Source organism: Pseudomonas sp. NPDC087614 (assembly GCF_044743485.1).
Lineage (GTDB): Bacteria > Pseudomonadota > Gammaproteobacteria > Pseudomonadales > Pseudomonadaceae > Aquipseudomonas > Aquipseudomonas baetica_A.
This window is the reverse complement of sequence record NZ_JBIUWN010000006.1, coordinates 41,322-64,610: the sequence shown is the minus strand read 5'-3', so window position 1 is coordinate 64,610 and position 23,289 is coordinate 41,322. Positions and strand designations below refer to the sequence as shown.

General features: G+C 57.8%; 30 protein-coding genes and 2 tRNA genes. 23 read left to right on the top strand and 9 right to left on the bottom strand.

The window, feature by feature from the left end; translation table 11 throughout:
* The first annotated feature begins 2 nt into the window (after window positions 1-2).
* The 6 genes from uvrC to ACIOWA_RS03890 all read left to right on the top strand — a co-directional run bounded on the left by uvrC (window position 3) and on the right by ACIOWA_RS03890 (window position 4,485).
* Window positions 3-1,826 carry an excinuclease ABC subunit UvrC gene (gene uvrC / locus ACIOWA_RS03915; RefSeq protein ID WP_339495979.1) on the top strand — a complete coding sequence of 608 codons (1,824 nt, stop codon included), beginning with the start codon at window positions 3-5 and terminating at the stop codon, window positions 1,824-1,826.
* Between the two features lie 32 nt (window positions 1,827-1,858).
* On the top strand, window positions 1,859-2,419 hold the full coding sequence (pgsA, locus tag ACIOWA_RS03910; RefSeq protein ID WP_221729659.1) for a CDP-diacylglycerol--glycerol-3-phosphate 3-phosphatidyltransferase: 561 nt from the start codon (window positions 1,859-1,861) through the stop codon (window positions 2,417-2,419).
* Window positions 2,420-2,479: 60 nt separating this feature from the next.
* Window positions 2,480-2,555: transfer RNA gene (locus tag ACIOWA_RS03905), tRNA-Gly, on the top strand.
* A gap of 44 nt (window positions 2,556-2,599) precedes the next feature.
* Window positions 2,600-2,673 (top strand) — tRNA-Cys (locus ACIOWA_RS03900).
* A gap of 316 nt (window positions 2,674-2,989) precedes the next feature.
* On the top strand, window positions 2,990-3,394 hold the full coding sequence (locus ACIOWA_RS03895; RefSeq protein ID WP_315448112.1) for a hypothetical protein: 405 nt from the start codon (window positions 2,990-2,992) through the stop codon (window positions 3,392-3,394).
* A 128-nt stretch (window positions 3,395-3,522) separates the two neighbouring features.
* The gene (locus tag ACIOWA_RS03890) at window positions 3,523-4,485 is read left to right on the top strand and encodes a hypothetical protein (RefSeq protein WP_315448110.1); all 963 of its coding nucleotides are present in this window, start codon (window positions 3,523-3,525) and stop codon (window positions 4,483-4,485) included.
* 57 nt (window positions 4,486-4,542) lie between these two features.
* Here ACIOWA_RS03890 and ACIOWA_RS03885 read toward each other — a convergent pair whose 3' ends face one another.
* The 9 genes from ACIOWA_RS03885 to ACIOWA_RS03845 form a co-directional block, all read right to left on the bottom strand.
* Window positions 4,543-5,610: a tyrosine-type recombinase/integrase gene (locus tag ACIOWA_RS03885; RefSeq protein ID WP_401158324.1), complete on the bottom strand. Its 1,068-nt coding sequence runs from the start codon at window positions 5,608-5,610 to the stop codon at window positions 4,543-4,545.
* A 2-nt stretch (window positions 5,611-5,612) separates the two neighbouring features.
* The gene (locus ACIOWA_RS03880; protein ID WP_315448107.1) at window positions 5,613-5,867 is read right to left on the bottom strand and encodes a DUF4224 domain-containing protein; all 255 of its coding nucleotides are present in this window, start codon (window positions 5,865-5,867) and stop codon (window positions 5,613-5,615) included.
* On the bottom strand, window positions 5,864-6,541 hold the full coding sequence (locus tag ACIOWA_RS03875; protein ID WP_401158322.1) for a hypothetical protein: 678 nt from the start codon (window positions 6,539-6,541) through the stop codon (window positions 5,864-5,866). Before ACIOWA_RS03875 ends, ACIOWA_RS03880 begins: the two co-directional genes overlap by 4 nt.
* Window positions 6,538-6,957: a hypothetical protein gene (locus tag ACIOWA_RS03870; RefSeq protein ID WP_401158320.1), complete on the bottom strand. Its 420-nt coding sequence runs from the start codon at window positions 6,955-6,957 to the stop codon at window positions 6,538-6,540. The genes ACIOWA_RS03875 and ACIOWA_RS03870 overlap by 4 nt, the downstream gene beginning before the upstream one ends.
* 59 nt (window positions 6,958-7,016) lie before the next feature.
* Complete coding sequence (locus ACIOWA_RS03865) at window positions 7,017-7,334, bottom strand: pyocin activator PrtN family protein (RefSeq protein ID WP_315448101.1); 318 nt, start codon at window positions 7,332-7,334, stop codon at window positions 7,017-7,019.
* A complete protein-coding gene (locus ACIOWA_RS03860) occupies window positions 7,327-7,467 on the bottom strand; it encodes a hypothetical protein (RefSeq protein WP_401158318.1) in 141 nt (46 codons plus the stop codon). Before ACIOWA_RS03860 ends, ACIOWA_RS03865 begins: the two co-directional genes overlap by 8 nt.
* Window positions 7,468-7,492: 25 nt before the next feature.
* Entirely contained in the window at window positions 7,493-7,777 is a 285-nt protein-coding gene (locus ACIOWA_RS03855; protein WP_315448099.1) for a phage antirepressor KilAC domain-containing protein, read from the bottom strand.
* A gap of 10 nt (window positions 7,778-7,787) precedes the next feature.
* Window positions 7,788-8,378, bottom strand: a complete 591-nt coding sequence (locus tag ACIOWA_RS03850; RefSeq protein WP_315448097.1) for a hypothetical protein — start codon at window positions 8,376-8,378, stop codon at window positions 7,788-7,790.
* A 257-nt stretch (window positions 8,379-8,635) separates the two neighbouring features.
* Complete coding sequence (locus ACIOWA_RS03845; protein WP_401158314.1) at window positions 8,636-9,361, bottom strand: XRE family transcriptional regulator; 726 nt, start codon at window positions 9,359-9,361, stop codon at window positions 8,636-8,638.
* 100 nt (window positions 9,362-9,461) lie between these two features.
* Between ACIOWA_RS03845 and ACIOWA_RS03840 the strand changes: the two genes are divergently transcribed.
* The 17 genes from ACIOWA_RS03840 (at window position 9,462) to ACIOWA_RS03760 (ending at window position 23,277) form a co-directional block, all read left to right on the top strand.
* On the top strand, window positions 9,462-9,686 hold the full coding sequence (locus ACIOWA_RS03840; protein ID WP_315448093.1) for a helix-turn-helix transcriptional regulator: 225 nt from the start codon (window positions 9,462-9,464) through the stop codon (window positions 9,684-9,686).
* Between the two features lie 327 nt (window positions 9,687-10,013).
* Window positions 10,014-10,532 carry a phage regulatory CII family protein gene (locus tag ACIOWA_RS03835; RefSeq protein WP_315448091.1) on the top strand — a complete coding sequence of 173 codons (519 nt, stop codon included), beginning with the start codon at window positions 10,014-10,016 and terminating at the stop codon, window positions 10,530-10,532.
* Window positions 10,525-10,752, top strand: a complete 228-nt coding sequence (locus tag ACIOWA_RS03830) for a TraR/DksA C4-type zinc finger protein (protein ID WP_401158311.1) — start codon at window positions 10,525-10,527, stop codon at window positions 10,750-10,752. Before ACIOWA_RS03835 ends, ACIOWA_RS03830 begins: the two co-directional genes overlap by 8 nt.
* The gene (locus tag ACIOWA_RS03825; RefSeq protein ID WP_401158309.1) at window positions 10,745-12,964 is read left to right on the top strand and encodes a VapE domain-containing protein; all 2,220 of its coding nucleotides are present in this window, start codon (window positions 10,745-10,747) and stop codon (window positions 12,962-12,964) included. Before ACIOWA_RS03830 ends, ACIOWA_RS03825 begins: the two co-directional genes overlap by 8 nt.
* The gene (locus ACIOWA_RS03820) at window positions 12,957-13,316 is read left to right on the top strand and encodes a hypothetical protein (protein ID WP_315448085.1); all 360 of its coding nucleotides are present in this window, start codon (window positions 12,957-12,959) and stop codon (window positions 13,314-13,316) included. Before ACIOWA_RS03825 ends, ACIOWA_RS03820 begins: the two co-directional genes overlap by 8 nt.
* A 528-nt stretch (window positions 13,317-13,844) precedes the next feature.
* Window positions 13,845-14,189, top strand: coding sequence for a phage holin family protein (locus ACIOWA_RS03815; protein WP_401158307.1), 345 nt, complete (start codon window positions 13,845-13,847; stop codon window positions 14,187-14,189).
* A gap of 146 nt (window positions 14,190-14,335) precedes the next feature.
* The gene (locus ACIOWA_RS03810) at window positions 14,336-14,938 is read left to right on the top strand and encodes a terminase small subunit (protein WP_401158305.1); all 603 of its coding nucleotides are present in this window, start codon (window positions 14,336-14,338) and stop codon (window positions 14,936-14,938) included.
* Window positions 14,939-14,942: 4 nt separating this feature from the next.
* Entirely contained in the window at window positions 14,943-16,967 is a 2,025-nt protein-coding gene (locus tag ACIOWA_RS03805) for a phage terminase large subunit family protein (protein ID WP_401158302.1), read from the top strand.
* A gap of 1 nt (window position 16,968) precedes the next feature.
* Window positions 16,969-17,175: a phage head-tail joining protein gene (locus ACIOWA_RS03800; protein WP_401158301.1), complete on the top strand. Its 207-nt coding sequence runs from the start codon at window positions 16,969-16,971 to the stop codon at window positions 17,173-17,175.
* Window positions 17,175-18,656 carry a phage portal protein gene (locus ACIOWA_RS03795; protein ID WP_401158299.1) on the top strand — a complete coding sequence of 494 codons (1,482 nt, stop codon included), beginning with the start codon at window positions 17,175-17,177 and terminating at the stop codon, window positions 18,654-18,656. Before ACIOWA_RS03800 ends, ACIOWA_RS03795 begins: the two co-directional genes overlap by 1 nt.
* Window positions 18,653-19,807 (top strand): head maturation protease, ClpP-related, encoded by a 1,155-nt coding sequence (locus tag ACIOWA_RS03790; RefSeq protein WP_401158297.1) that lies wholly within the window; start codon window positions 18,653-18,655, stop codon window positions 19,805-19,807. The genes ACIOWA_RS03795 and ACIOWA_RS03790 overlap by 4 nt, the downstream gene beginning before the upstream one ends.
* Window positions 19,804-20,148, top strand: a complete 345-nt coding sequence (locus ACIOWA_RS03785; RefSeq protein ID WP_401158295.1) for a head decoration protein — start codon at window positions 19,804-19,806, stop codon at window positions 20,146-20,148. The genes ACIOWA_RS03790 and ACIOWA_RS03785 overlap by 4 nt, the downstream gene beginning before the upstream one ends.
* A gap of 62 nt (window positions 20,149-20,210) precedes the next feature.
* The gene (locus ACIOWA_RS03780) at window positions 20,211-21,206 is read left to right on the top strand and encodes a major capsid protein (RefSeq protein WP_401158293.1); all 996 of its coding nucleotides are present in this window, start codon (window positions 20,211-20,213) and stop codon (window positions 21,204-21,206) included.
* Between the two features lie 2 nt (window positions 21,207-21,208).
* Window positions 21,209-21,529, top strand: a complete 321-nt coding sequence (locus ACIOWA_RS03775) for a hypothetical protein (protein ID WP_116254767.1) — start codon at window positions 21,209-21,211, stop codon at window positions 21,527-21,529.
* Window positions 21,526-22,191: a hypothetical protein gene (locus ACIOWA_RS03770; protein WP_401158291.1), complete on the top strand. Its 666-nt coding sequence runs from the start codon at window positions 21,526-21,528 to the stop codon at window positions 22,189-22,191. Before ACIOWA_RS03775 ends, ACIOWA_RS03770 begins: the two co-directional genes overlap by 4 nt.
* A complete protein-coding gene (locus tag ACIOWA_RS03765) occupies window positions 22,184-22,696 on the top strand; it encodes a hypothetical protein (protein ID WP_401158289.1) in 513 nt (170 codons plus the stop codon). Before ACIOWA_RS03770 ends, ACIOWA_RS03765 begins: the two co-directional genes overlap by 8 nt.
* Window positions 22,693-23,277: a phage baseplate assembly protein V gene (locus ACIOWA_RS03760; RefSeq protein ID WP_339433073.1), complete on the top strand. Its 585-nt coding sequence runs from the start codon at window positions 22,693-22,695 to the stop codon at window positions 23,275-23,277. The genes ACIOWA_RS03765 and ACIOWA_RS03760 overlap by 4 nt, the downstream gene beginning before the upstream one ends.
* Window positions 23,278-23,289 lie beyond the last annotated feature (12 nt).

Below are 23,289 nucleotides of genomic sequence, written 5' to 3'. Positions count from 1 at the left end.
CCATGACTGAAACATTCGATTCCGGCGCCTTCCTGTCGACCGTCAGTGGGCGCCCGGGCGTCTATCGCATGTTCGACAGCGATGCGCGTCTGCTCTACGTAGGCAAGGCCAAGAACCTCAAGAAACGTCTGGCGAGCTACTTTCGCAAAACGGGTCTGGCGCCAAAAACGGCTGCGCTGGTCGGGCGTATTGCTCAGGTCGAAACGACCATCACCGCCAACGAAACTGAAGCGCTGTTGCTTGAGCAGACCCTGATCAAGGAGTGGCGGCCGCCGTACAACATCCTGTTGCGCGACGACAAATCCTATCCTTATGTCTTTCTGTCTGACGGACAGTTCCCGCGTCTGAGCATCCATCGCGGGGCGAAAAAGGCCAAGGGCAAGTATTTCGGTCCTTATCCGAGTGCCGGTGCAATACGCGAAAGTCTGAGCTTGCTGCAAAAGACGTTTTTTGTTCGTCAATGTGAAGACAGCTACTACAAGAACCGCACCCGGCCGTGTCTGCAATATCAGATCAAGCGCTGCAAGGCGCCGTGTGTCGGGCTGGTTGAGCCTGATGTCTATGCTCAGGACGTGCGTCACTCGGTAATGTTTCTCGAAGGGCGCAGTCATGCGCTGACCAATGAGCTGTCTGCGGCGATGGAGGAGGCTGCGATCAATCTTGAATTCGAGCGTGCTGCCGAGTTGCGTGATCAGATCGCTTTGCTGCGTCGGGTTCAGGATCAGCAGAGCATGGAAGGCGGTACGGGCGATATCGATGTCATCGCCGCCTTCGTCAACCCGGGCGGCGCTTGCGTGCATTTGATCAGTGTCCGTGGCGGACGCGTGTTAGGCAGCAAGAATTTCTTCCCGCAAGTGGGGATCGAAGAGGACGTTTCTGAAGTGATGGCAGCGTTTCTCGGGCAATACTTCATCAGTAGCCCGGAGCGCGATTTGCCGAGCGAGCTGATCGTGAACGTGGTGCACGACGATTTTCCGACGCTGATCGAGGCGATTCATGGATTGCGTGGCCGCGAATTGGCCATCAGCCACAGGGTGCGTGGCACCCGAGCGCGCTGGCAGCAACTGGCCGTTACCAACGCAGAGCAGGCGTTGGGCGCGCGTCTGGCCAATCGTCAACATACGGCAGCGCGTTTTGAAGCGCTGGCGCAAGTGTTGAACCTCGATGAGCCTCCGCAGCGCCTGGAGTGCTATGACATCAGTCATTCCAGCGGTGAGGCAACGGTCGCCTCCTGTGTGGTCTTTGGCCCGGAAGGCGCGATCAAATCGGATTACCGCCGCTACAACATTGAAGGCGTCACGGCGGGTGACGACTATGCCGCCATGCACCAGGCCTTGACGCGACGCTTCAGCAAACTCAAGGATGGCGAGGGCAAGCTGCCGGACATCTTGTTGGTCGACGGTGGTAAAGGCCAGTTATCGATGGCCCGTGACGTCCTCAACGAGTTGGCCGTGCCGGACCTGATTTTGCTCGGTGTTGCCAAAGGCGCAACTCGCAAGGCTGGTTTCGAAACGTTGTATCTGAATGATGCCGCGCACGAGTTCACTCTACGCGGCGACTCGCCGGCGCTGCACCTGATTCAGCAGATCCGCGATGAGGCCCACCGTTTCGCAATTACCGGACACCGAGCTCGCCGCGGCAAAACCCGCCGTACGTCAACCCTGGAAGGCGTTGCCGGCGTAGGACCGACCCGGCGTCGCGACTTATTGAAACATTTTGGTGGATTGCAGGAGCTGTCTCGTGCAAGCATCGAAGAGATCGCCAAAGCCCCGGGGATCAGTAAAAAGCTCGCAGAGTCGATTTATGCAAACCTGCATAGCGAGTAGAATGCCCCTTCACCTCGTAGCCAGTTGTGCCGATGAATATCCCTAATCTGATTACCGTTTTACGCGTCCTGCTTATCCCGATCTTTATTTTGCTGTTTTATTTGCCTTACGAATGGAGTTACATGGCCTCCGCCTCGGTGTTTGCCTTCGCGGCAGCGACGGACTGGCTGGATGGTTACCTGGCCCGCCGCCTGGAACAAAGCACTCCGTTCGGAGCGTTCCTGGATCCGGTTGCTGACAAACTCATGGTCGCGGTGGCTCTGGTGCTGTTGGTGCAAGAACATGGCAATCTGTGGCTCACGCTGCCCGCCGCCGTGATCATTGGTCGCGAGATTGTCGTTTCTGCTCTGCGTGAGTGGATGGCCGAACTCGGTGCTCGCGCTCATGTCGCAGTTTCGAACCTGGGCAAATGGAAAACCGCCGCGCAAATGCTCGCGTTGGTGATCCTGCTGGCCAATCCCAAGGACTTCAGCTTCTGGGTCATTCTGGGTTACGTCTTGCTGTTGGTGTCCGCAGGCTTGACGCTGTGGTCGATGATTCAATACCTTCGTGCCGCCTGGCCGCACCTGAAGACGGATGTTGAAAAGAAATAAAACTTTTTTGAATCAAGGGGTTGACGAAGCTTCTTAATTCTATAGAATGCGCATCACCAAGCGGGAATAGCTCAGTTGGTAGAGCACGACCTTGCCAAGGTCGGGGTCGCGAGTTCGAGTCTCGTTTCCCGCTCCAATTTGTACGTGTTTGTTGTTCGCTACTGACAGCAAATGCTTTGAGGCCGAGTAGCAAAATGGTTATGCAGTGGATTGCAAATCCACCTACGCCGGTTCGATTCCGACCTCGGCCTCCACTATTAAAAACCCCGTAGATCAATGATCTACGGGGTTTTTTATTGTCTGTAAAAAAGTGGAGGTGTTCCGCAGCTTTTTGCATGTGTTCCGCAAGCATGGCCAAATAACGCAGCCAGGCGTGGCCCTATAGTTAATTGCTTGAGGCTTGGCGTTTAGCTCATTTATTGCTGCGTAACTGCCGATGGGAAGCTGAAGCTCCTTGGGGGGGTATGTTAGCCTGTCGTGACATTGATTCCGGCCTTTGTGTAAAGTGGCTAGTGATGGGAAGCGCCGACTACCGAAGGTTGTTCTGAATTGTGAAAAAGGGAGTGTGTATTGAGCGGGCTAAAATGGAGATGGCTGGTATTCACGGTGTTATTCGGGATGATCCCGATTTTCATAAGGCTGCTAGTCGGAGGATTCGATCTTGAAGGGCGTGTGTCTCTGGTTAGCTCCTCGGATTTCATTGCTTTGGGTTTGGTGCTGCAGGTTTCATTGTTTAACGAAATTAAATATAACAATCCTGAGGATGCGGATTGGCGTCAGGTCATCATAGGTGTGTCCGCACTTTATATGTTGGTCTATGCTGTTCTATATGTGTTGTTATTGATCTCTGAATACGATAAAGGTATCGATACAAAGATGCTGTTGTATGTATCCATGATACTTGCTGGTGTCTCATTTTTGCTTTGTCTGGCTGTATATGATAGATTGACAGTAGCCGCTCAATCTAGAGGGTAGCAGGATGAACGAATTGATTGCCGTTATTGGTACGATAATTGCAGTTGCGGGTTTCGGTGTAGCACTGTGGTCTGCAATTAATACCCGAAATAAATATGTCGATGAATTCGAGAAAAGGAAGTCAAAGCGTGAAAAGCTTCGTGTATCTAGATGAATATAAGATGTACTCCTTGTCATCGCAATTGATGCAGGGTGTTACAGATTATATCTTAAATAAAAATTCTTCTAGTGAGACGGATTCCACTCAGCAGAATGGTCAATTAGCTAGTGGCAGGAAAATGGGTGAGATTATTGAAACCGCTTCTTCAAGTTACGAGAAGAAGTTTCTCCATGATTATGCCTTTACCCTGTTTGAAGATCGATTACTTGATGAGCAAAAACTCGTCGTAATTGGTGCAGAAGATCGAGAGTCTAGTTACGACGACGTTAGAAAAAAAGTTAGTAATGGTAAGCTGGTTCAATTTACCTCGAAGTGCGTATTTACAGATGCTCGTGACGTTGTCGAAAGCTTAAAGTATATGGAGCAAAATATGCGCTCCTTAGGTGTAATTGGAACCAATGAGCTTCGTGGAGAATTGGCATCACGTATAGATGAACTCAAGGCCTCTCCGGGGGGGGCTAACAAGGCTGAGCTAGCCAAGTTGATTAATAGTCTTAAGGATTTAAGCGATCCTGCTAAAGTGACAGAATATTCAGCTATCGATAAATTTTATCATAAGCATCTTTCTGAATTGCTTGAATTTAACTTCAAGAACAGTCTCAATGTTCGGATGAATATTGGTGGCTTCATTGCGTCTGCGGACTTGAATAGGTCTTGTCTTAAGATTGACGAGGCGGCTCTGATTCGGAGTTACTCCCGGGTTACAGAAATTGAATTTGTAATGCTGGGTATTGTTACTCAGTGCGGTGACTCTGGCATGGACGCTAATGTGGATCCCGATGGTGACGCAATTCCTAAAAAAGAGAGTGAGCAGCTTAAAGATGCATTGTACAACTGCTCTGTTGCACTGAAAGCATTAGAAGATAATTTTCATGGGCGCAAGGATAATGAAATAGTCGTTAATCCAATCGCAATTTATATTCAGTTGTAATTTTTAATAATTTTTAAATGGCCGTCTATCAACCTAGGCGGCCATTTAGTTTGGATGTTATTTAGTTGGTTTCACTACCTCTCCAACGCGCCGGTAGACTTTTTTTGTCATTTCCTGTGTAGAGTGTCCAAGTAGCCGGCTGGCATCAACGATGTCTTCAATCTCGCTGGCTGCTTTCGGTCGTATGTCCCTGAACTGGAATTGAAGGATGGTAGTGGCCAGCTCGGTGTCGCCGTCGGTTGCCGCTTTAGTTGCAGCCTTGTCCCGGGCTTCGTCCCAGCGGTTGCGCAACATGTTATAGCTCATGCGTAGGCCTGCCTGGTTCGTGATCAGGATAGAGGTTCGAGTGCCGGCTTGGGCTCGCCGATCAAGTAGGCTATTGATCAAGACGCAAAGGTCGGTCTCTTTGTCGCCGTCGTAAAGACGGATTCGCAAGCGCTTGTCTGTCTTGCCTTGGCCAACCATCAGGAAGCCATGATTGAGATCGGTGGTGGATGCCTTGAGCACGTCGGCCGGGCGTTGTCCGGTCAAATATGCCAGGTCCATGGCATCCCTGAGATCTTGCCCGGCTTGTTCGTACACCGCATTCCAGATGATATCGCCGGCGTAGAAGTCCCGAGGCGTCTCTTTGTTCCGGCGAAGGCCAAAGCACGGGTTGGCCTTGTCCGTCAGGCCCCATTCGCGGGCGAAGGTGAACATGGTAGAGAGCAGGGCGATCTCCCGGTTTGCTCGTACCTTTGCCGTGCGTGCGTCACGATACTGAGCTATCACTTGTGGTGATACTGCCTCAATTGGTGCCGATTCAAATGCGTTCCGGAGTTGCTTAAGCCCCTTTTGGTAATCGCTTTGAGTGCCAGGCTTGAGTGTTGGGATCACCTTCGACTCATAGTCGTCGAACAGCCGACCCATTAGATGTGCCGGTTTGGGTACAGCTTTGCGGTCGAGCCTCGCCCATTCGATCTTGGCATCATCGAGATCCCCGCCCAATGGGATCTCGATACGATTGCCGTCGGCATCTCTGCCGTTGTAGTAGTAGCCCACCCAGATCTGGCCGTTCTTCCTTTTTCGGGTGCGGCGGATCATCCTTGGTGGCAGGTCTCGGTTTGCTCGTTTCTTTTGGCGCATTGTTAGCTCACGCGGGATAGATCAAGGGACCAGGTTTCGGCGACAGCATTGGATGCTGACGGCTTTACCCCGGCAAGCTTTAAGCGGGCGTAAACTCGGCCCACAACGGGGCGCTGGGCGCCGGTGAGTACGTATTCCCACGCGTTACGGGTCAGCCACTGACGCTGGAAGGAGGGAGTCTTGTACCCGGTGATGGTTGCCAGCTCATCATCCGATAGCGTCTCGCTCGCCATTTGGAGCTGGGTACTGCTGTTCATGCTTCCTCCAGAGGGAAGTGGCCCCGTGGCTGACGATGTTGAGCTGTGGAGTCGAGTTGATCCCGCGGGCCAGCGTTGGCTTGTTCCAAGCGTTGCACATGCCCGACGTGCGTCCATCCTCTGCGCATCCATGCTGCGAAGCCGGACCTGTACGCGTAATGCTCACGTGCAAACGAGTCGGATGTCTTCGCGCCTGGTGTGGTGATGTACGTGCCCCGCTGGGCGCGGTACTGCAGGCCTTCGGGCACTGGGAACTCTTTCTCGAACTCAATGCGCTCGTCGATCTGGATCTCATCAACGGCTGCTTGTCCTGGGCTTTCGGAGTTGCTGTCAGGGTGCGTATACCCCAAAACAGGCTGCGCGGGCGGGCGATTCTGAGCGATTAGCGTTGCATTGGGTGTGGCTGCCTCGCGCAGCTTTTCGTGGGGTATAAGCGTCTCGGTGGTGCTGCTAGGAGAGGCAATAATGCCTGCTGCTTCGCAGCAGAGACTGTTTGTTTCTAGTGTGGCGACGCTGGTTTCTTTGCAGAGCAAAGCGGTCGTGGAATGGGTGCTGTGCCGGTCCTTTTGCATGCCGCTTTCCTCTGAGGTTTGGTTGCGCGTTGGTTCGTCAGCCGCTGGTAAAGCGTGTGCCGTGTAGCGGGGGTTGCCGGGTTGAGTAAGGTTCTCGGTCATGCTGCGTCTCCTGCATTGAAAGGAGCCAATTGCTGAGCCATGTCGAGTGCCTTATCACGTAGTACGCGGGTGTCGCGCTCCAGCTTTTTACCTGTGCGGAAGGCACTGAATGTTTCTGCTGCAATCCGGAGTTTTTCGGCGATTTCCAGCAGTGCCAGGTGTTCAGGGCCACCGAGCGCCAGCGCTCCCTCCAGACGTTTGCTGTAGTCCACCAAGCGGGTACGGTCGGCCGTGATGAAGTGGAGGGACGCCCTCAATTCGCGAATGTTCTTGGCGCTTGCGGCATGCTGGATCTCTTGCCCTTCCTCCATGCCAGTTGATTTGCCGTCGCTGTAACCCATTCTGTAGCCCGCCCAGACAAGGAGGGCGGCGAGGGCGATTAGGGCGATGAGTGCGCAGATCTGAATTGCGGTCATGTGGTGTGCTCCTGGTGATGTCATTGGCTGGTGGTGGCAGCCCTTCGGTTTTGTGGGTGCTACTCGTTGGTGTCGTCCTGCTGTCGCTGCATGTCTTCGTCGGCCTTGTAGGCGCGGATGTCGATCAGTGAGGCGACGTGGCGGATGTGGGCGTACTTCGGTGCCTTGCGGCTGGTGTCCAGCGTGGTGATGGGAAGCTGGATGCGGCCGCTGCTGATCTCGGCCACGAACGATTGCTCGTTGAGGTTGCGGAAATACTGCTCGCGCACTTTGTCGAGCGGGATCAGGACGTCGCCGAAGATGCGGTAAAGCAGTTCGACGGTGGCTGACTCCGGCGCCGGGTGCAGGCGGAGCGGGTTTTGTGCTGTGCTACTCATGGCTTTGTTGGGCCTCCTTGCGTTGGTTTCTGGCCGGATGATTCCAGGCGTTCAGGCAGTGGCGTTTGGTCAGCTCGCGCAGATGTTCGGGCACTTCGAGGAGCGCGGCGTTGCGCTCCTCTCGTGTCCGCATGGCGATGATCTGGCGGGCGTATTCCCTAGGCCACGTCACGGTTGTCTGCCGGTATGGCAGCTAGGACGATGCCCAACTGTTCGGCTAGCCAGCGGATGCCGGGTGGTTTCACCCGGGTCGACTGGCTGTACTGCATGCCGAGCTGGTCGTGGTACCACTGGCCATCCTTGATGCGCAGGTAGTCGCGATCACGGTTGGGATAGGCCGGCAGGTTCCGCTCGTTGAGCAGACCTTTTTCCCGCATGCGTGCGATGAGCTTGGGGCGGGTCAGGCCGAGTTGGGTTGCGGCTTGGGCAAGGGTGCGTTCCATGGCTCTGCCCTCATGCCGCGTGCGCGGCGGGGGTTGCCGCTGCAGCGAGGTGGTTGATGGATTCGCTGACTTTGCCGTAAATCTCGACGTCATTGCCGTACACGGTGAAACAGCGGGTGCGTGGGCTTTTGGTGCCGATGCACAGGATGGCTGTGACTCCTGTGCGCGTTTGAGTGCGATGTAGCGCCACGTGCAAGGGAAGGTCGAAGCCCATATCTAGGCTGAGCACGCCACCAGTGCGTACCAGCTCGAATACTCGCTGCTTATCCTCGACTTCAAAGCGGGCATATACGCGGCTGGCGTGTGGGCGAGGCACGAGGTCGCTTGTATTACTCGCGTCGAACGGGCCATTGGCGATCTCTTCAATGAAGTCGGCCAGCTTAAGGTGCATCTTCTTGTCGTTCTGAAGTGTCAGGGTGTGGCGTTCGCTGCCCAGCTCAACGACGAAAGTGCTTTCCGTGGTGCCACGTTCAACCTTTAGGCGGAACGCCAGACACTCGCGCCTAGGCGATGTCCGGAGTACATGGCTGAAGGTCTCGGTCAGGTTGACCTGGGCATTGAGCAACTGCAGGGTGCGATTGTCGATTTTGAACTTGATCATGCTGCGTGCCCTCCGCCGTTCGGGTCGAATGGGGTGGGGGTGGTGCGTGCTTTCAGCTTCGGTTTGGTGGTGACAAACGCACAGCCGCACTCGCGGGCTAATCGACGGATCTCGAAGATTCGGAAGGGGTCAGCAGCGGCCGGATGGACGTGCAGGGTTGCTGTGGTGTGCATGGTCTTGCCTCGCTCTGTGGTGGAAGAGTGAGGCAAATATCACGCAGTGTGTTTTTTAGGTCAACACGAAATGTGATTATTTTGTCACGTGGCGTGCAAAAAACGTGAAGACTTGAGAATTCCACCCACCAAGTGGATCTCAATTACATCGCTAGCGGCGATATGGATTGGCGGGTGTTCGGCGTTCACGCTATCCAAGCGATACATCCCATCTCTCAGGTAAATGAATTCCTTAATCATCGTACGGCCTTCTACAGTCCTTACCACTACCTCGTCGCCGCTGAAGTAATTCTTGTTAGGCTCGATAAGCACATATTCGCCATTTTTGATCCTGGGAAGCATGCTATCGCCGGTAACCTTTAAGCCATATGCATCTGGATCATCGCTGTGAATGCTCAAATATCCATCGCCATGGCCTGGAGGAAAATCAAGCGCTTCAAAATATCCTTCATTACCTAGCTGTGCTGTTCCAACCACCGGAACGCTCCCTGTTTTTGCTCGTCCTGCTGACGTTAACGCTTCACTCTGACTGCTCTTGAGTCGAGGAGGAAATCTGATGTCGAAAATGTTCCCCATTGCATCACCAGTTAAGTGAGGTACTGGCCCTTCGACGTCTTTAACCAGCTCTGTCAGCGGAGTTTTCAAGGCGGTGGCAATCTTCCCTAGATCTTGAAGGTTCGGCTGGCGTTGATCCTTCTCATAGTTGCCGATGCGAGATTGTGATTCCCAGCCACAAGCATGAGCCAGATCTTTCTGGCTCATGCCTTTGGCTTTTCTGAGTGTTTTGATGCGAGAGCCTAGTGTGTTCATTTGCCTTTTTTACCACGCATTGAAATAAATTTATCGCACTTTGCGTGTTGTAAAAATCACGAATCGTGTTTATTCTGCGCTCCTGTTGCAGGAGGTATTTATGAACAGGATTGCTGATTATCGAGAGAAAGCGGGTATCAAGCAGCGAGATCTAGTTTTGATTTTGGGTTGGACGCAGACGCGGATCAGTAATTATGAGTCTGGACGACGCATAGCGGGACTCGCCGAGTCTCGTGCAATTACAGCCGCGTTGAATCAGCTCGGAATCAAATGCACGCTTGATGATGTCTTTCCGCCAAAGATCGATTTTAAGAACGTAGCTTAGAAAAAAGGCGACCAATAGGCCGCCTAGTTCCTCCCGGCACGCACCACCACAGCGCTGTCGGGTCGCGATAAAGAGAGGCGGGCACACCACATGCAACCACCTTTCTTTATCGCGCTTTTCCAAGGCTCGGAAGCCTTGGTGTTGCTGCCTTTTCCACCACAGATTGGGCAGCTGTTGCGCCAGGGGTGAGCAACGGATTGCTCGCCCCGGCACGGTGCCGGTATCGATCCCTAAGATCTAGCCGGCGTTTGGGCCCTTTCAAGCCACGCGGCAAATGTATCACCACTGCATGTCGCGCGGCACTGGCAACTTACAAGGATTAATGCCATGAGCCGAATCGCTCTGAGTTCTGTTGAGCGGGCGCAGCGGGAAGTTTTGCCGCTCGATCTCGCGCTTTACCATGCTGCCCGGGACTATCCCGGCGGCGCCGCTGCCATCGCCGCCACCACCGGCCGGAATGCGACCACGCTGCAGCACAAGCTTTCCCCAACCCACCCCAGCCATACGGTGAACATTCAAGAGTTCGGCGAGATTCTGGAGCTGACCAAGGATCGTCGCATTCTGGATGCGGTGCATGCATTGGTCGGTGATACGACTTGGCAGGAACTGGCTGATGCGTACACCAATGACATGCCGGAGACGTTGACTACCGGGATTGCCAAGTATTTCAGGCAGGTCGCGGATCTGGCGGATACGTGGGCGAAAAGCATTGGTGATGGGGTGGTTTCTGATGAGGAACTTGCCGCGATTCGCCTGCAGGTGTTTCGTGGGATTCAAGGGCTGCTGGGATTGCTCAACCGCGCTTCGTACGTCAACCAGACAACGCGAGGTGCTGATCATGGCTGACATCGCGGATTTCGCTAATGACCTGGTGCAGGAGCGTATTGATCAGGCGTTGGCTGCCCGTCTTCTTGCCGCCAAGCCTGCTTTGGCGGCTCATTCGTTTCTGTATTGCGAAGTGTGCGATGAGCCGATTCCGGAGGCGCGTCGTTTGGCTCAGCCCGGTTGTACGCAATGTGTGGAGTGTCTTGCACTCGAAGAAGTAAGGGGCGCGCGCCATGCTTGATGAAGTGTTGGGACAATTCGCGGATTACGGGCTGGAGCCTGCGCAGCCGCTGGTGTTTGGCAAGCTCACACGGTGCAAGACGTCGCAGGACAAGGGTAAGGAAAAGAACGGCTGGTATGTCGTTCACGAACAGCACACGGAGAAGGGCGAGACTCTGATCTTTGGTGCATTCGGTGACTGGCGGACGGGCGAGTCGCAGAAGATCAAGGTGAAGGCCGGGCGGATGTCTCCGGAAGAGCGCGAGGTTATGCGCGCTCGGCAGGAAGAGGCGAAACGTCGGGCTGCTGAGATCTCGGCCAACGCGGCACGTCGTGCAGCGAAGCGGGCGGCGGGGATGTTCAAGCGCATGCCGGAGAAGGGCCGTAGCGATTATCTGGATCGTAAGCAGATTGTCGGTATCGGCGTTCGTTATGCGCCGCGTACCGGTGCGTTTCTGATCCCGATGAGCAATGTGCGCGACGAGATTGTCGGCCTGCAGGTGGTGTTCCCGACCAAGCAAGAAGACACCGGGCGGGACAAGTCTTATTGGCCTTATGGCATGTCGAAAGAGGGCGCCTTTCACTTGATCGGGCCGCATCCGGATCCCGGTGAGCCGGTGCTGGTGTGTGAGGGGTACGCGACCGGCGCAAGTCTGCATATGGCCACATCACTGACAGTGGCCATAGCTTTTGATGCCGGTAATTTGCTGGTGGTGTGTAAGGCCATGCGCGAGCGGTTTGCCGGTTGTCCGCTGATCATCTGTCGCGACGATGATTGGAAGACCACGAAACCCAACGGCGATGCCTGGAACCCCGGTGAAGAGAAGGCCAATAACGCGGCATTGATCGTCGGTGGTCAGGTGGTCGCGCCGATCTTCTCCGGTGAGAGGGAAGGTAAGTGGACCGACTTCAACGATCTGCATATCGCGGAAGGTTTGGAGGCGGTGCGCCGGCAGGTGTTGGCGGTGGTCAAGCCGCCGGCTGCGGGCGGCTGGAAAGATATGCTGGCCCGTAGTGAAAGCGGTGCGTTGATTGCGCACATGCAGAACGTTGAGCTGATTCTGGCCAATGATGAGCGTTGGGCTGGTGTTGTCAGCTACAGCGCCTTCAGTTCGAAGATCGTGAAGCTGCGTTCGGCGCCTTATGGCGGCGGCACGGGCGATTGGGCGGACATTGATGATGTGCGGGTGATGAAGTGGCTCGCGCAGCAGTACAACTTGCGGGTCAAGGCATCGCATGTGATCGAGGCGGTGAGCGTTGTTGCGCATGACCATGCGTTTCATCCAGTGCGGCAGTACCTGCGCAAGCTTGAGTGGGATCGGGTGCCGCGTCTTGAAAGCTGGCTGACGGAGGTCATGGGCGTTAAGGCCACGGATTACTCCTCAAAAGTCGGCAAGCGTTGGATGTTGTCGGCCGTGGCGCGTGTGATGAAGCCGGGTTGCAAGGCTGACTCGGTGATGATTCTGGAAGGTGCACAGGGCGCCGGTAAGTCGACGGCGATGAGCATCCTCGGCGGCGAGTGGTTTATGGACACGCCGTTTGCGCTGGGCGACAAGGACGGCTTTCAGGCGATCAGGGGCAAGTGGATCGTCGAGCTGGGGGAGCTGGACAGCTTTAACAAGGCCGAGAGTACGAAGGCCAAGCAGTTCTTTTCGGCGTCCACCGACACTTACCGCGAGAGCTACGGCCGCAGAACGATGGACGTGCCACGTCAGTGTGTTTTCGTGGGTACGACCAACCAAGACGAGTATCTGAAGGACGCCACCGGCAACCGGCGTTACTGGCCGGTGGCGTGTACCAAGGTGGATCTGGATCTGTTGCGTTCGATGCGCGATCAGCTGTGGGCCGAGGCGGTGTTCTGCTACGACGCGGGCGATCTCTGGTGGGTGACGCTCGATGAGGCTGCAATGTTCGGCGAAGAGCAGGACGAGCGCTTCGTTGTGGATGAATGGGAAGGACCGATTTTGACCTGGCTGGAAGAGTCGCAGATAGGTGAGACCACCACCGGGAGCGAGGTGCTGGCCAATGCGCTTAAGTTGGACTTTGGGCATTGGGGCAAACCTGAGCAGATGCGCGTCGGCGCGATCATGCATCGGTTGGGTTGGCGGCGGGTGCGGTTGCCTGCATTGGTGAAGAGTGGGCAGCGGCCTTGGGCTTACAAGAAGCCGGCAGGGTGGGGCGGTGCTTCGGCGTTGCAGCGCGAAACGTTTGAGGAGCCTTGCTTCGATGATTAAGGAGATCGATTCGCTGCTTCGGTTGTGGGCGCAGGAGCTGCACTCGGAACATTCAAAAGGAGGGCTAGCTGGGGGAAATATGGTTGCCATGATGATGGAGAGCAACGGGCAACTGATCCGGGGGCGGCGTGCCTTTCGTGCGCCGCTGGAGAGTTCGCTGGATATTGAGCTGATCGTGACCAAGCATCTCGCGCCCGGGCTGGTGACGGTGGTTCGGGAGCATTACTGCACGCTCGACGTTGATATGCGCTTGCGGTACGCCCATTGCGGTTGTGGCCGCGACACGTATTACCAGCGCTTGCATGATGCGCATTTGCAAATTTTCGGCGTGATGATGGGGATGGCTGCGTGACCCCAGGCATTGCTCCCGCTGTTGTTGTCCCACTGGCCCGTCTTGTCCCGCTGCGTTTCGATGCAGTGGGACAGGTGCGGGCCTTGTCGTTGTTGGGCTGTCCCACCGTCCCGCCTGCGAGTGCCTCCCGCCCATGTGAGCGTAGCGGGCGAGCAGTACGCGCTTACGCGCGAACGCGTGTTCTTTAAATTTCTTCCTTTACACGAGAAAGAAGAAAGATAAGTAGGACAGTGGGGCGAAGCCCGGAATTTAGGCGCTCTCAGGTGTCCTACTTCGATTCTGAACAGTGGGACGTATGGGACACCGCCACAACAACAGAATGCCGTGGGGGTGTATTCGCCGACATTCGCTAGGCATTCCCCCGGTGTTACCCACTTATTCACCGGGTGGCATTAAAACAGGGTTGCTGCCACCGGAATCGACCTGTAAAAAGTAGTCATCTTCGATAGGTGCGACCGCAGAGAGCGGCAGGCACCACACCACTAAACCCGGCCATTGCGCCGGGTTTTTGCGTTCATGGGGTAGGCGATGACAAACGAGCAACAAGCACTGGCAGAGATGCCGATCTGGTTAGTGGTTGTCCTGGCGCTGGTCGGCGGGGTGTCGGGTGAGATGTGGCGGGCGGACAAGGATGGGGCGCGGGGCTGGGCATTGTTGCGCCGGCTTGCGCTTCGGTCGGGTGCCTGCATTGTCTGCGGGGTGTCGGCGATGATGTTGATGATCGCTGCCGGCATGTCGCTCTGGACGGCGGGCGCCTTGGGTTGTTTGACGGCGATGGCCGGCGCGGATGTTGCCATCGGGTTGTACGAACGCTGGGCTGCGAAGCGGCTTGGTGTGAGCGATGGCCCGCCGAATGGTGGCGGGCCAGCCTGAAACTGCCGGGGACCCTAGGGTTATTCGGAGGGTACGGGGTCGGAAACCCGCGGTAAACTGTTAGCCGCAGGCTCCCCAGCTTACTGAAATTTCAATCATTGAAATCTTGAAAGGATTCATTGAAATACGTTGAAAAAGGAGGGCTCATGACAGAACCAACCTACCTGTCGAAGAGTGCCTTCGCGGCCCGGCTCGGCAGGTCGCCGAGTTACATCACCTGGCTGAAAGACAACAACCGTTTGGTGCTTTCGCCTAACGGTAAACAGGTTGATGTACATGCCACCGAAGCGCTGATTCGCGACACCGCAGACCCGAGCAAGGTCGCCGTCGCCGAACGACACCAGCAGGACCGGATTCAGCGTGACGTTTACAGCCAACTGTCCACCCAGACCGAGCCGACTTCCACGGCTGCGCCGCCGCAGGTGCTCACCGTCGACGGCAAGCTCCCCGACTTCCAGAAGGCCCGCGCCTTGCGTGAGCACAACATGGCCAAGCTGGCCGAGATTGAGCTGGGCAAAGCTCAGGGCTCACTGGTTGCCAAGGAAGCGGTCGAAATTGGCGCCTACAACGCCGGCCGCTTGCTGCGCGATCAGCTTTTCGGTCCGCTACCGCAACTGTCCCATGACCTGGCAGCCATGACCGATCCGTGGCTGATCGAAAAACATCTGACCGCCACCTTCCGTCGAACGCTGGAGGAAGCTGAGCGGCTCTCTTCAGCAGATCTTGAGCACGCCATGACATCGGACTAAACCTATGCACACGGAATTTCCTGACGGTGCAGAGGTGTACCGTGAGGCCTATTTCCGTGGACTGCGCCCAGACCCCGATCTCTGGATCGACGAATGGGCCGATGAGTACATGCGAATTCCGCGTGACACCGGTGCCCCTGAGCCCGGCCAGTACCGCACCTCACGGACACCTTATGCCCGCGAGCCAATGCGCTGCCTGTCGCCGGCTCACCCTTGCAGACGCGTGATCACCATGGTGGCCTCGCAGTTGATGAAAACCCAGATCGCCCTGAACTGGATGGGTGGCCTGATCCACATGGCGCCTTCAAACATCCTGGCGCTGCTCCCTAGCCTTGGCCTGTCCAAGCGGGTTTCCGGGCGGATCAGCAAGACCATCAAAGCCACCCCCGTTCTGCGCGAGCGGGTCGCAGCCACCCGCTCGCGGGACGCACGCAACACGATGGACACCAAGGAATTCGAGGGTGGTTCGCTGTACGTTACCACCGCCGGTTCTGCGGCGAACCTTTCGGAGCTGTCGGCCCGCTACATCTACGGCGACGAAGTCGACCGCTGGGAGAACGACGTCGGCCAGGAGGGTGATCCCATCCGGCTGGCAGAGACGCGAGCGACCAACTTTGGCCGCAATGCGAAGATCTACTTTTCCAGCTCGCCGACGATCAAGGGCGCCTCGCGAATCGCGGATCTGTTCGAGTCCAGCGACCAGCGGCACTACTACGTGCCGTGTCCGACCTGCAGACATATGCAGGTGCTGGAATGGGAGCGGCTGCACTACAGCAAGGACCTCAGCACTGTGCATTACGAGTGCGCAGCACCTGAATGCGACGTTCTGATTGAGGAACACCACAAGAGCGACATGCTCGCCCGAGGCGAGTGGCGCGCTCATGCTGGTGGCGACGGCAAAACTGTTGGCTTCCATCTCAACGCGCTGTATTCGCCGACCGGCTGGATGGATTGGGCCGGCCTTGCCGAGGAGTTTGAAGACGCCAAAAAAGCCCAGGCCCAAGGCGACACGAGCCTGATGCAGGTGTTCTACAACACTCGTCTGGCCAAAGTATGGGACAGCGCACTCGAACAGACCAAGGCGGAAGTGCTGATCGCTCGGGCGCGACTGGAGAACTACACCCTCGGTACGATGCCGGCCGGTGTGCTGATGCTGACCGGCGCCGTCGACGTTCAGGCCAATCGTCTAGAACTGATGGTGATGGGCTTTGGCGTCGGCATGGAGCGGTGGGTTGTTGACCACCAGATCATCTGGGGCGACCCAGCAGACGAACGCACCTGGGCGGTGCTGGACGAGAAACTCAAGGCTCGTTACCGGCATCCCTGCGGTGTGGGTCTAGCGATTCTCGCCGTCGGTGTCGACTCCGGCGGTCATCACACCGATGAGGTCTACCAGTTCTGCCGCGTTCGCCGCTGGCGCAACATCTTCGCCATCAAGGGTGCGAGCAAGCCGGGCCGACCGGTGATTGCACAGCGCCCGTCCATGGTCGACGTGACGTGGAAGGGCCAGACCGAACGCAACGGTGCCGAGTTGTGGTTCGTCGGTACCGACACCGCCAAAGACTGGATCTACAACCGCTATCCATTCCCGGACGGTCCGGGATCGCTGCACTTTGCCAACGACCTGCCGGACGAGTTTTTCGCCCAGTGCGTCGCCGAACGCAAAGTCGTCCGCTACGTACGCGGACACAAGCGCATCGAATGGGTGAAGGGCAAGGCTGAGCGCAACGAAGCGCTCGACCTGATGGTGTACTGCCTCGCGATGGCGCATTACCTCGGCATCAACCGTTACCAGGAACACGATTGGGACAGGGTGCGACAAGCCCTCGCTCAGTCCGGCTTGTTCGATGACGCCTTGAGCATCAAGCCAGTTCAGGGCGAACGACTTGATGCTGAGCCAACACCGGCGCCCGCTGCTGTACGCCAAGCCCAACCCGCAACACCACGCGCTGCACCGGTTACACCATCACGACCGGCAGCCCCCCCTCAACGCCGCAGCTCTACCAGCGGCTACCTGAAGAGACGCTGATATGTCCTTTACAAAAAAGCACCTCGACGCGGTTGAGGCGGCCATTGCTCGCGGTGAAAAAACTGTGCGCTACACCGACCGTACCGTGGAATACCGCACGGTCGATGAGCTGCTCAGGGCGCGCGAGGAAATTCGCTCGTCGCTGGCCAACACCTCCGGGCCACGTTCGCGCGTGGTCCGGCTGTACCACGCAGGGAAGGGGGTGTGATGGCCCGACAGTTTCCGACGCTGACCCGAAACGGATTTGTCCTGCCGTCCAACATCAAGGCCAGTTACGAAGGCGCCGGAGAGGGACGCCGCTCTGCTGGCTGGGACGCGCCCGACAACGGGATCAACAGCATCAACACCCCAGCACTGCGCAACCTGCGGTCGCGTTCTCGGGCAGCGGTTCGCAATGACCCGTATGCCTTCAATGTCATCGACAAGCGTGTCAGCAACCTGATCGGCACGGGCATCACTCCGAGGCCAACGACCGACGACGATGCTCTGCGCAAACTACTGCAGGAGCTGTGGGGGGATTGGGTTGATGAATCTGATGCGGATGACCGCACCGACTTTTACGGCCAGCAGGCGCTGGTGGCGCGCACGGTGGAAACATCGGGTGAATGCTTTGTTCGCTTGCGTCCTCGCAGTCTGGACGAAGGCTTGGCGGTTCCGCTGCAGTTGCAGATTCTGGCGCCGGAGTTCGTGCCGCACGACAAATTCGAGAGCACCAAGAACGGCAACGTCATCCGCGCAGGCATCGAGTTCACGCCCGGCGGCAAGCGGGTAGCGTATTGGATGTACCTGTCGCACCCGCGCGATGCGGCCTCGCTGAACGCCGGTTACAACCAACTGGTGCGCGTGCCGGCCACGCAGGTGCTGCACATCTTCGAACCGGTGGAGCCTGGCCAACTGCGCGGTGTGCCGCGATTGTCGCCAGTGCTGAAGCGCCTACGCAGTCTCGACAACTACGACGACGCGGTGCTGTTCCGCCAAGAGGTGGCCAACCTGTTTGCCGGGTTCATCAAGCGTCCGGCGCAGGACTCGGGGCCAGTTCCGCGAGATCCGGTAACCGGTCAGCCGCTCAATCTGGATCGAGACGGTTTCACCCCGATGGTCGCGCTCGAACCCGGCACCATGCAGGAACTTGGGGCAGGTGAGGAGGTTGAATTCTCTAAACCACCAGACGCGGGCAACAACTACCCGGACTTCATGCGGCAGCAATTGATGGCTGCAGCAGCGGGTAGCGGTACGCCTTACGAGATCCTCACCGGCGACATGCGCGGTATCAACGACCGGGCGCTGCGGGTGGTGCTCAACGAGTTCCGGCGCCGCCTCGAACAACTGCAATTCAGCGTGTACGTGCATCAACTTTGCCGCCCAGTGCGGGCCGCGTGGATGGACATGGCGGTGCTGTCGGGTGTCCTGGTGCTGGACGACTACGCGCAGAAACGTCGGCAATACCTGCGTACCCGCTGGGTGCCGCAAGGCTGGGCCTACATCCAGCCGGTTCAGGACGTCCAGGCACGGCGGATGGAAGTGCAAGCCGGCTTTGCCTCGCGTAGCGAGATGGTCTTGCGCACCGGCTACGACGCAGAAACGGTCGATCTGGAGAACGCCGCCGATCTGGCGCGCGCCACAGCATTGGGCCTCAACTACAACACCCTTGATGCCGTCGAAGACAACGACGACAAGGAGCAAACATGAGCAAGCAAGCGCGACCGCGCATTTACAACCGCGCCGGCAAACGCGTCGAGGTTCAAGATAAGACCTGGTACGCCTTGCAGGCCAGCGGTGAAGCCACCGAACGAGTGATTGAAGTCTTCGTTTATGGCGAGATCGGAGCATGGGGCATCACCGCCAACCAGTTCGTGCAGGATCTGCGCGCCATGGATGATGGTGTGTCACCGGTGGTGGCCGCGTTCAACAGCATCGGCGGCGATCTGTTCGACGGTCTGGCCATGCACAACGCGCTGTCGCGGCTGGGCGAGCGCTGCACCGGACGGATCGATGCGCTCGCCGCCAGTGCCGCCAGTGTTGCCGTATGCGGTGCGCACCGGGTGGTGATCGCTTCCAACGCGATGTTGATGATCCACAATCCATGGACTTACGCCGCCGGTGATGCGGAAGACTTCCGCAAGGTCGCCGACGTCCTCGACCAGACCATGGAAGCGATTATCGCGGCCTATAAGGCCAAAGCGCCGGACATCGACGAGGTCGAACTGCGGCGCCTGGTGGCGGCTGAAACCTGGCTGACCGCCAACGAAGCGGTGGCATTGGGGCTGGCCGATGAAGTGGGCGACGGCGTCAAGGTTAAAGCCTGTCTCGGTCAAGGCGCGGTGCTGCAACGATTCCAGAACGCACCGGCTGATTTGCTGGCCCAGCTTGACGAGCCACCTGAAGCGGATCCGGATCTTGATCCTGTCGATCCGCCGCTGGTGCCGCCTGTAGTCGACTCGGCCAAGTTGGCATTGATGGTCACTCAGCGCTGCACGGCGGCGGGCATCAGCAACCTGATCGAGCCGCTGCTCAAGTCCACCCAGCTTGAAAGCGAAAAGATCGTTTTAGCCGGTCTGGCACGCGCCAAGGCGGTAAACGACCTCTGCGTGGCCGCGCGGTTGCCGGAATTCAGCGCCGAGTATGTCGCGGCAGGTCTGGACGAGGCGTCGGTGCGGGCGCGTCTGTTCGACAAGATTGTCACCAGCGGTAAGGGCTTCGAAATCGACAACAGTCTACCGCTGGCGGACGATCTAGCGCCCAAGGTGCTGGCCAAACAACCTGATCCCAACTCGATTTGGGCTGCTCGCCAAGCGGCCCAAACTGGAACCGCGCAAAGCGCGAAAGGAGTACGAGCATGAACATCAAACAGGAACCGATGCACGCGGGTGAATTCCTGCTGTCCGAAGGCGCCGGCACCATTTCGCGTGAAGCGATCAACGTCGCGGCCGGCCCAGCGTTGTGGCCGGGGCAAATCCTCGGGCTGGTGACCGCCTCCGGCGAATTCGCACCCTACGAACCGACTGCTGAGGACGGCACCGAAAACGCTGTCGCCATTCTCTACGGCCCCCTCGGTGAATCCGATGTGGTGCGTCGCGGTCGCGCCGTGGTGCGGTTGGCCGAGGTCAGTGAAGCGCATTTGACCGGCCTTGATCTGGCTGCCGAGAAAGCCTTGGCCGCACATTCGGTGATCGTCCGCTAAGACGGTTCCTTTTTCATATGCATCCCGCCGCGTGCGGGATTTTTCGTTTCTGGAGAGTACCCATGGCCGATATCGCCATTTTTGACGACGAAGCGTTTACCGTTACCTCGCTGACCGCTGCACTCAATGATCAACCCTACCTGCCGGGCCGCATCAGCGCCTTGGGTCTGTTCCGCGAGGAAGGCATTACCTCGCTGACCGTGCAGATTGAAAAGGACGGCGACACCCTGGCACTGGTGCCGGCCGGTGAGCGCGGTAGTTCTGGCCTGGTGGTTGCTGCGAGCAAGCGCAACCTGATCCCGTTCAACACCGTGCACCTGCCTGAGCGTTTCACCATCAAGGCGGATGAGATCCAAGGCATCCGCGCCTTCGGTACTCGCACTGAGCTGCAGGCGGTGCAGGACGTGGTCAATGCACGTCTGGCCAAGGCGCGCCGTCAGTTGGACGCGACGCATGAGTTTCAGCGCATGGGCGCACTCAACGGCCAGATCCTCGACGCTGATGGTTCGACGGTGCTGCTGGACTTGTATGAGCGCTTCGGTGTGCAGCGTCAGAAATTGTCCATGGGGCTGACTGAGGCCGGTACCGAGCTGCGGGTCAAGTGCGGTGAGGCGCTGGACATGCAGGAGGACGCGCTGGGCAGCGTGACCAGTACCGGCTCGCGCGCTTTCTGCGGCAAGAACTTCTGGAACAAGCTGATTGTTCACAAGTCGGTCAAAGAGACCTACCTCAACAGTCAGCAAGCGGCAGCGCTGCGTGGCGACGCCCGGGAAAGCTTCGAGTTCGGCGGCATCATTTGGGAGCGCTATCGTGGCAAGGTCGCCGGCGTTTCCTTTGTCCATGACGACAAGGCGCTGATGGTTCCCGAAGGTGTGCCGGACTTGTATATCTCCGTGTTTGCACCTGCCGACTACATGGAAACGGTCAACACTCAGGGCATTCCGTACTACAGCATGATTGAACCGCTGCCCTTCAACAAAGGCATGGCCGGTGAAGCACAGTCCAACCCGCTGCACCTGTGCACCCGCCCGCGTGCGCAGGTCCTGCTGGAACTCTGACCGTGGGGTTTCGCGATCTGATCGCCGAGGTCGACGCGGTGGTGTTCGAAACGCTGGGCGATACCGCGCGGATCGAGGGTCGTGACGAGCCAGTGTTCGGCATGTTTGCCGCGCCTTGGCTGCAACCCAAGTTCGGCAAGCTCAACACCGGGTTGCGCGAGCCGCGCTTCGAGATCCGTGTCAGCGATTCGCAAGGTCTGGAGCAGGGCATGCTGGTCAGCGTCGATTTGCCTGCCTTGGATGGTGGCGGTGACTACGACCTGATCCAGCTCGAGCCGAGCGGCGACGGCCTGGTCGCCCTGATTCTGAGGTTGCGGCCATGAGCGTCGGTAGCTATTTCAAACCCTCGGCCGGGGGCGGGATGATCTCTATCCAGTCCTCGGCCGCAGATTTTCAGGCGTTCCAGGACTTTGCCAAGGTGGTGCCAAAAGCGGCTGCTGCGGCGCATCGGCGCGCAATCAACAAGACGCTGGGCTGGTTGCGCACGCACATTGCCCGAGCCGTCAGCCGGTCAGAGCGCATTGCTGTTGCAGCGGTGCGTCAGCGGTTGCGCAGCTATCCGGTTTCCGGCGGTGCTGCGAGCGGCAAACTGTGGTTCGGGTTGAACGCCATCGAATCCAGCCGGATCGGCCGGGCGCGGCAAACCGGCAGCGGTGTATCAGTGGCGGGGCGGCGTTACCAAGGGGCTTTCCTCAAGAAGGTCTACGGCAACAAGCCCGACATCTGGATCCGCACAGCCAGCAAGCATTTCAACGGGGACGATTACCCGGACAGCACGGTGTCCCCCGGTCGCGGGGCGAGTTCGGGCTGGGTCGCCGAACACGGCAGTCGTTTCCCGCTGGCTAAAGCCAAAGTGTCGCTGGAGCAAGCTCGACCGCACTTCGAAAGCTGGGTCAAAAAGGCAGATCAGCGACTGCTGGAAATCCTCAAGCAGGAACTCAACTTTGAGCTGCAGAAATACCTTAAGAGGATCGGCAATGTCTGACGAACCGTTCAGCCTGGACCAACTTTATCGGGCTGTAGAACAGTATCTGCGTGCCCACTTGCCGGGCGTGCAGGCCGTCACAGCCTGGCCAGACATTAAGGATCGCGTGGTATTGCCAGCGGTGTTTCTGGAGGTGGCCGAGATCGAGCCGGGTACCGATATCGGCACCGGCGAAACCTCGCTGGTCTGCAAGTTCGAGGCGCGCATCATCGTCGACCCGATCAAGCCGCACCATCATCAACAGGCCGTGCAATTGGCGACCCAGTTGGCGGTGCTGCTGCGTGCGCAGACGTGGGGGTTGGCAGTTGAACCCGCCGAGTTTGTGCAATCGCTGCAGGACTGGACCCAGCCGCATCTGGATGGATACACGGTGTGGCTGGTGGAGTGGACTCAGCAGGTTTATCTGGGACTTGAGGAATGGCCGTGGCCAGATGAACCACCCGGCGAATTGCAATTAGGCGACTATGCCGTTGAGGTCGTCGTCGATCCGGAGCCTGCGCCATGAGTTACGCGAGCGCCCAACATGACCGCATGATCGCGGGGGCGGTCAAGGCTTGCTACGTGGTCGCGGTGGATCTGTCTGCATCGCCGCCAGTGTGTCGGGTCTCGGATGGTAGCGACTGGGTCAGCGCATGGGTGCGTTGGCACAGCATCGCCGCCGGCAAAGCCCGACATTGGCGGGCGCCGTCCTTGGGCGAGCAGGGCAGCTTGATCAGTCCCAGCGGTGACGTATCGCAAGGCACGTTCGTGCCGGGCTTGTACGGAAATGCCGGTCCACCTCCAGACAACCGCGACCACGTCGAGGTCTGGCGTTTCGATGATGGCGGCTCGCTGGTCTACGACTGGCAGGCCAAGTCTTACACCATCACCCTGCCGAGTGGCACGGTGGCGATCAAGGTCGGCAGCACGGACATTGTCGTTACGGATAACGCGGTAACGGTAAAGTCGGGAACGATCGATCTTGAGGCAACCGTAAACATCAAGGGGCCGGTCAATATCGACGGTGCGTTATCCGTAACGGGCAACATCGACGGCGCTGGCAACATCATGGCCGCCGGCAACAGCGACAACCACCACAAGCATTAACCCAAACATTCA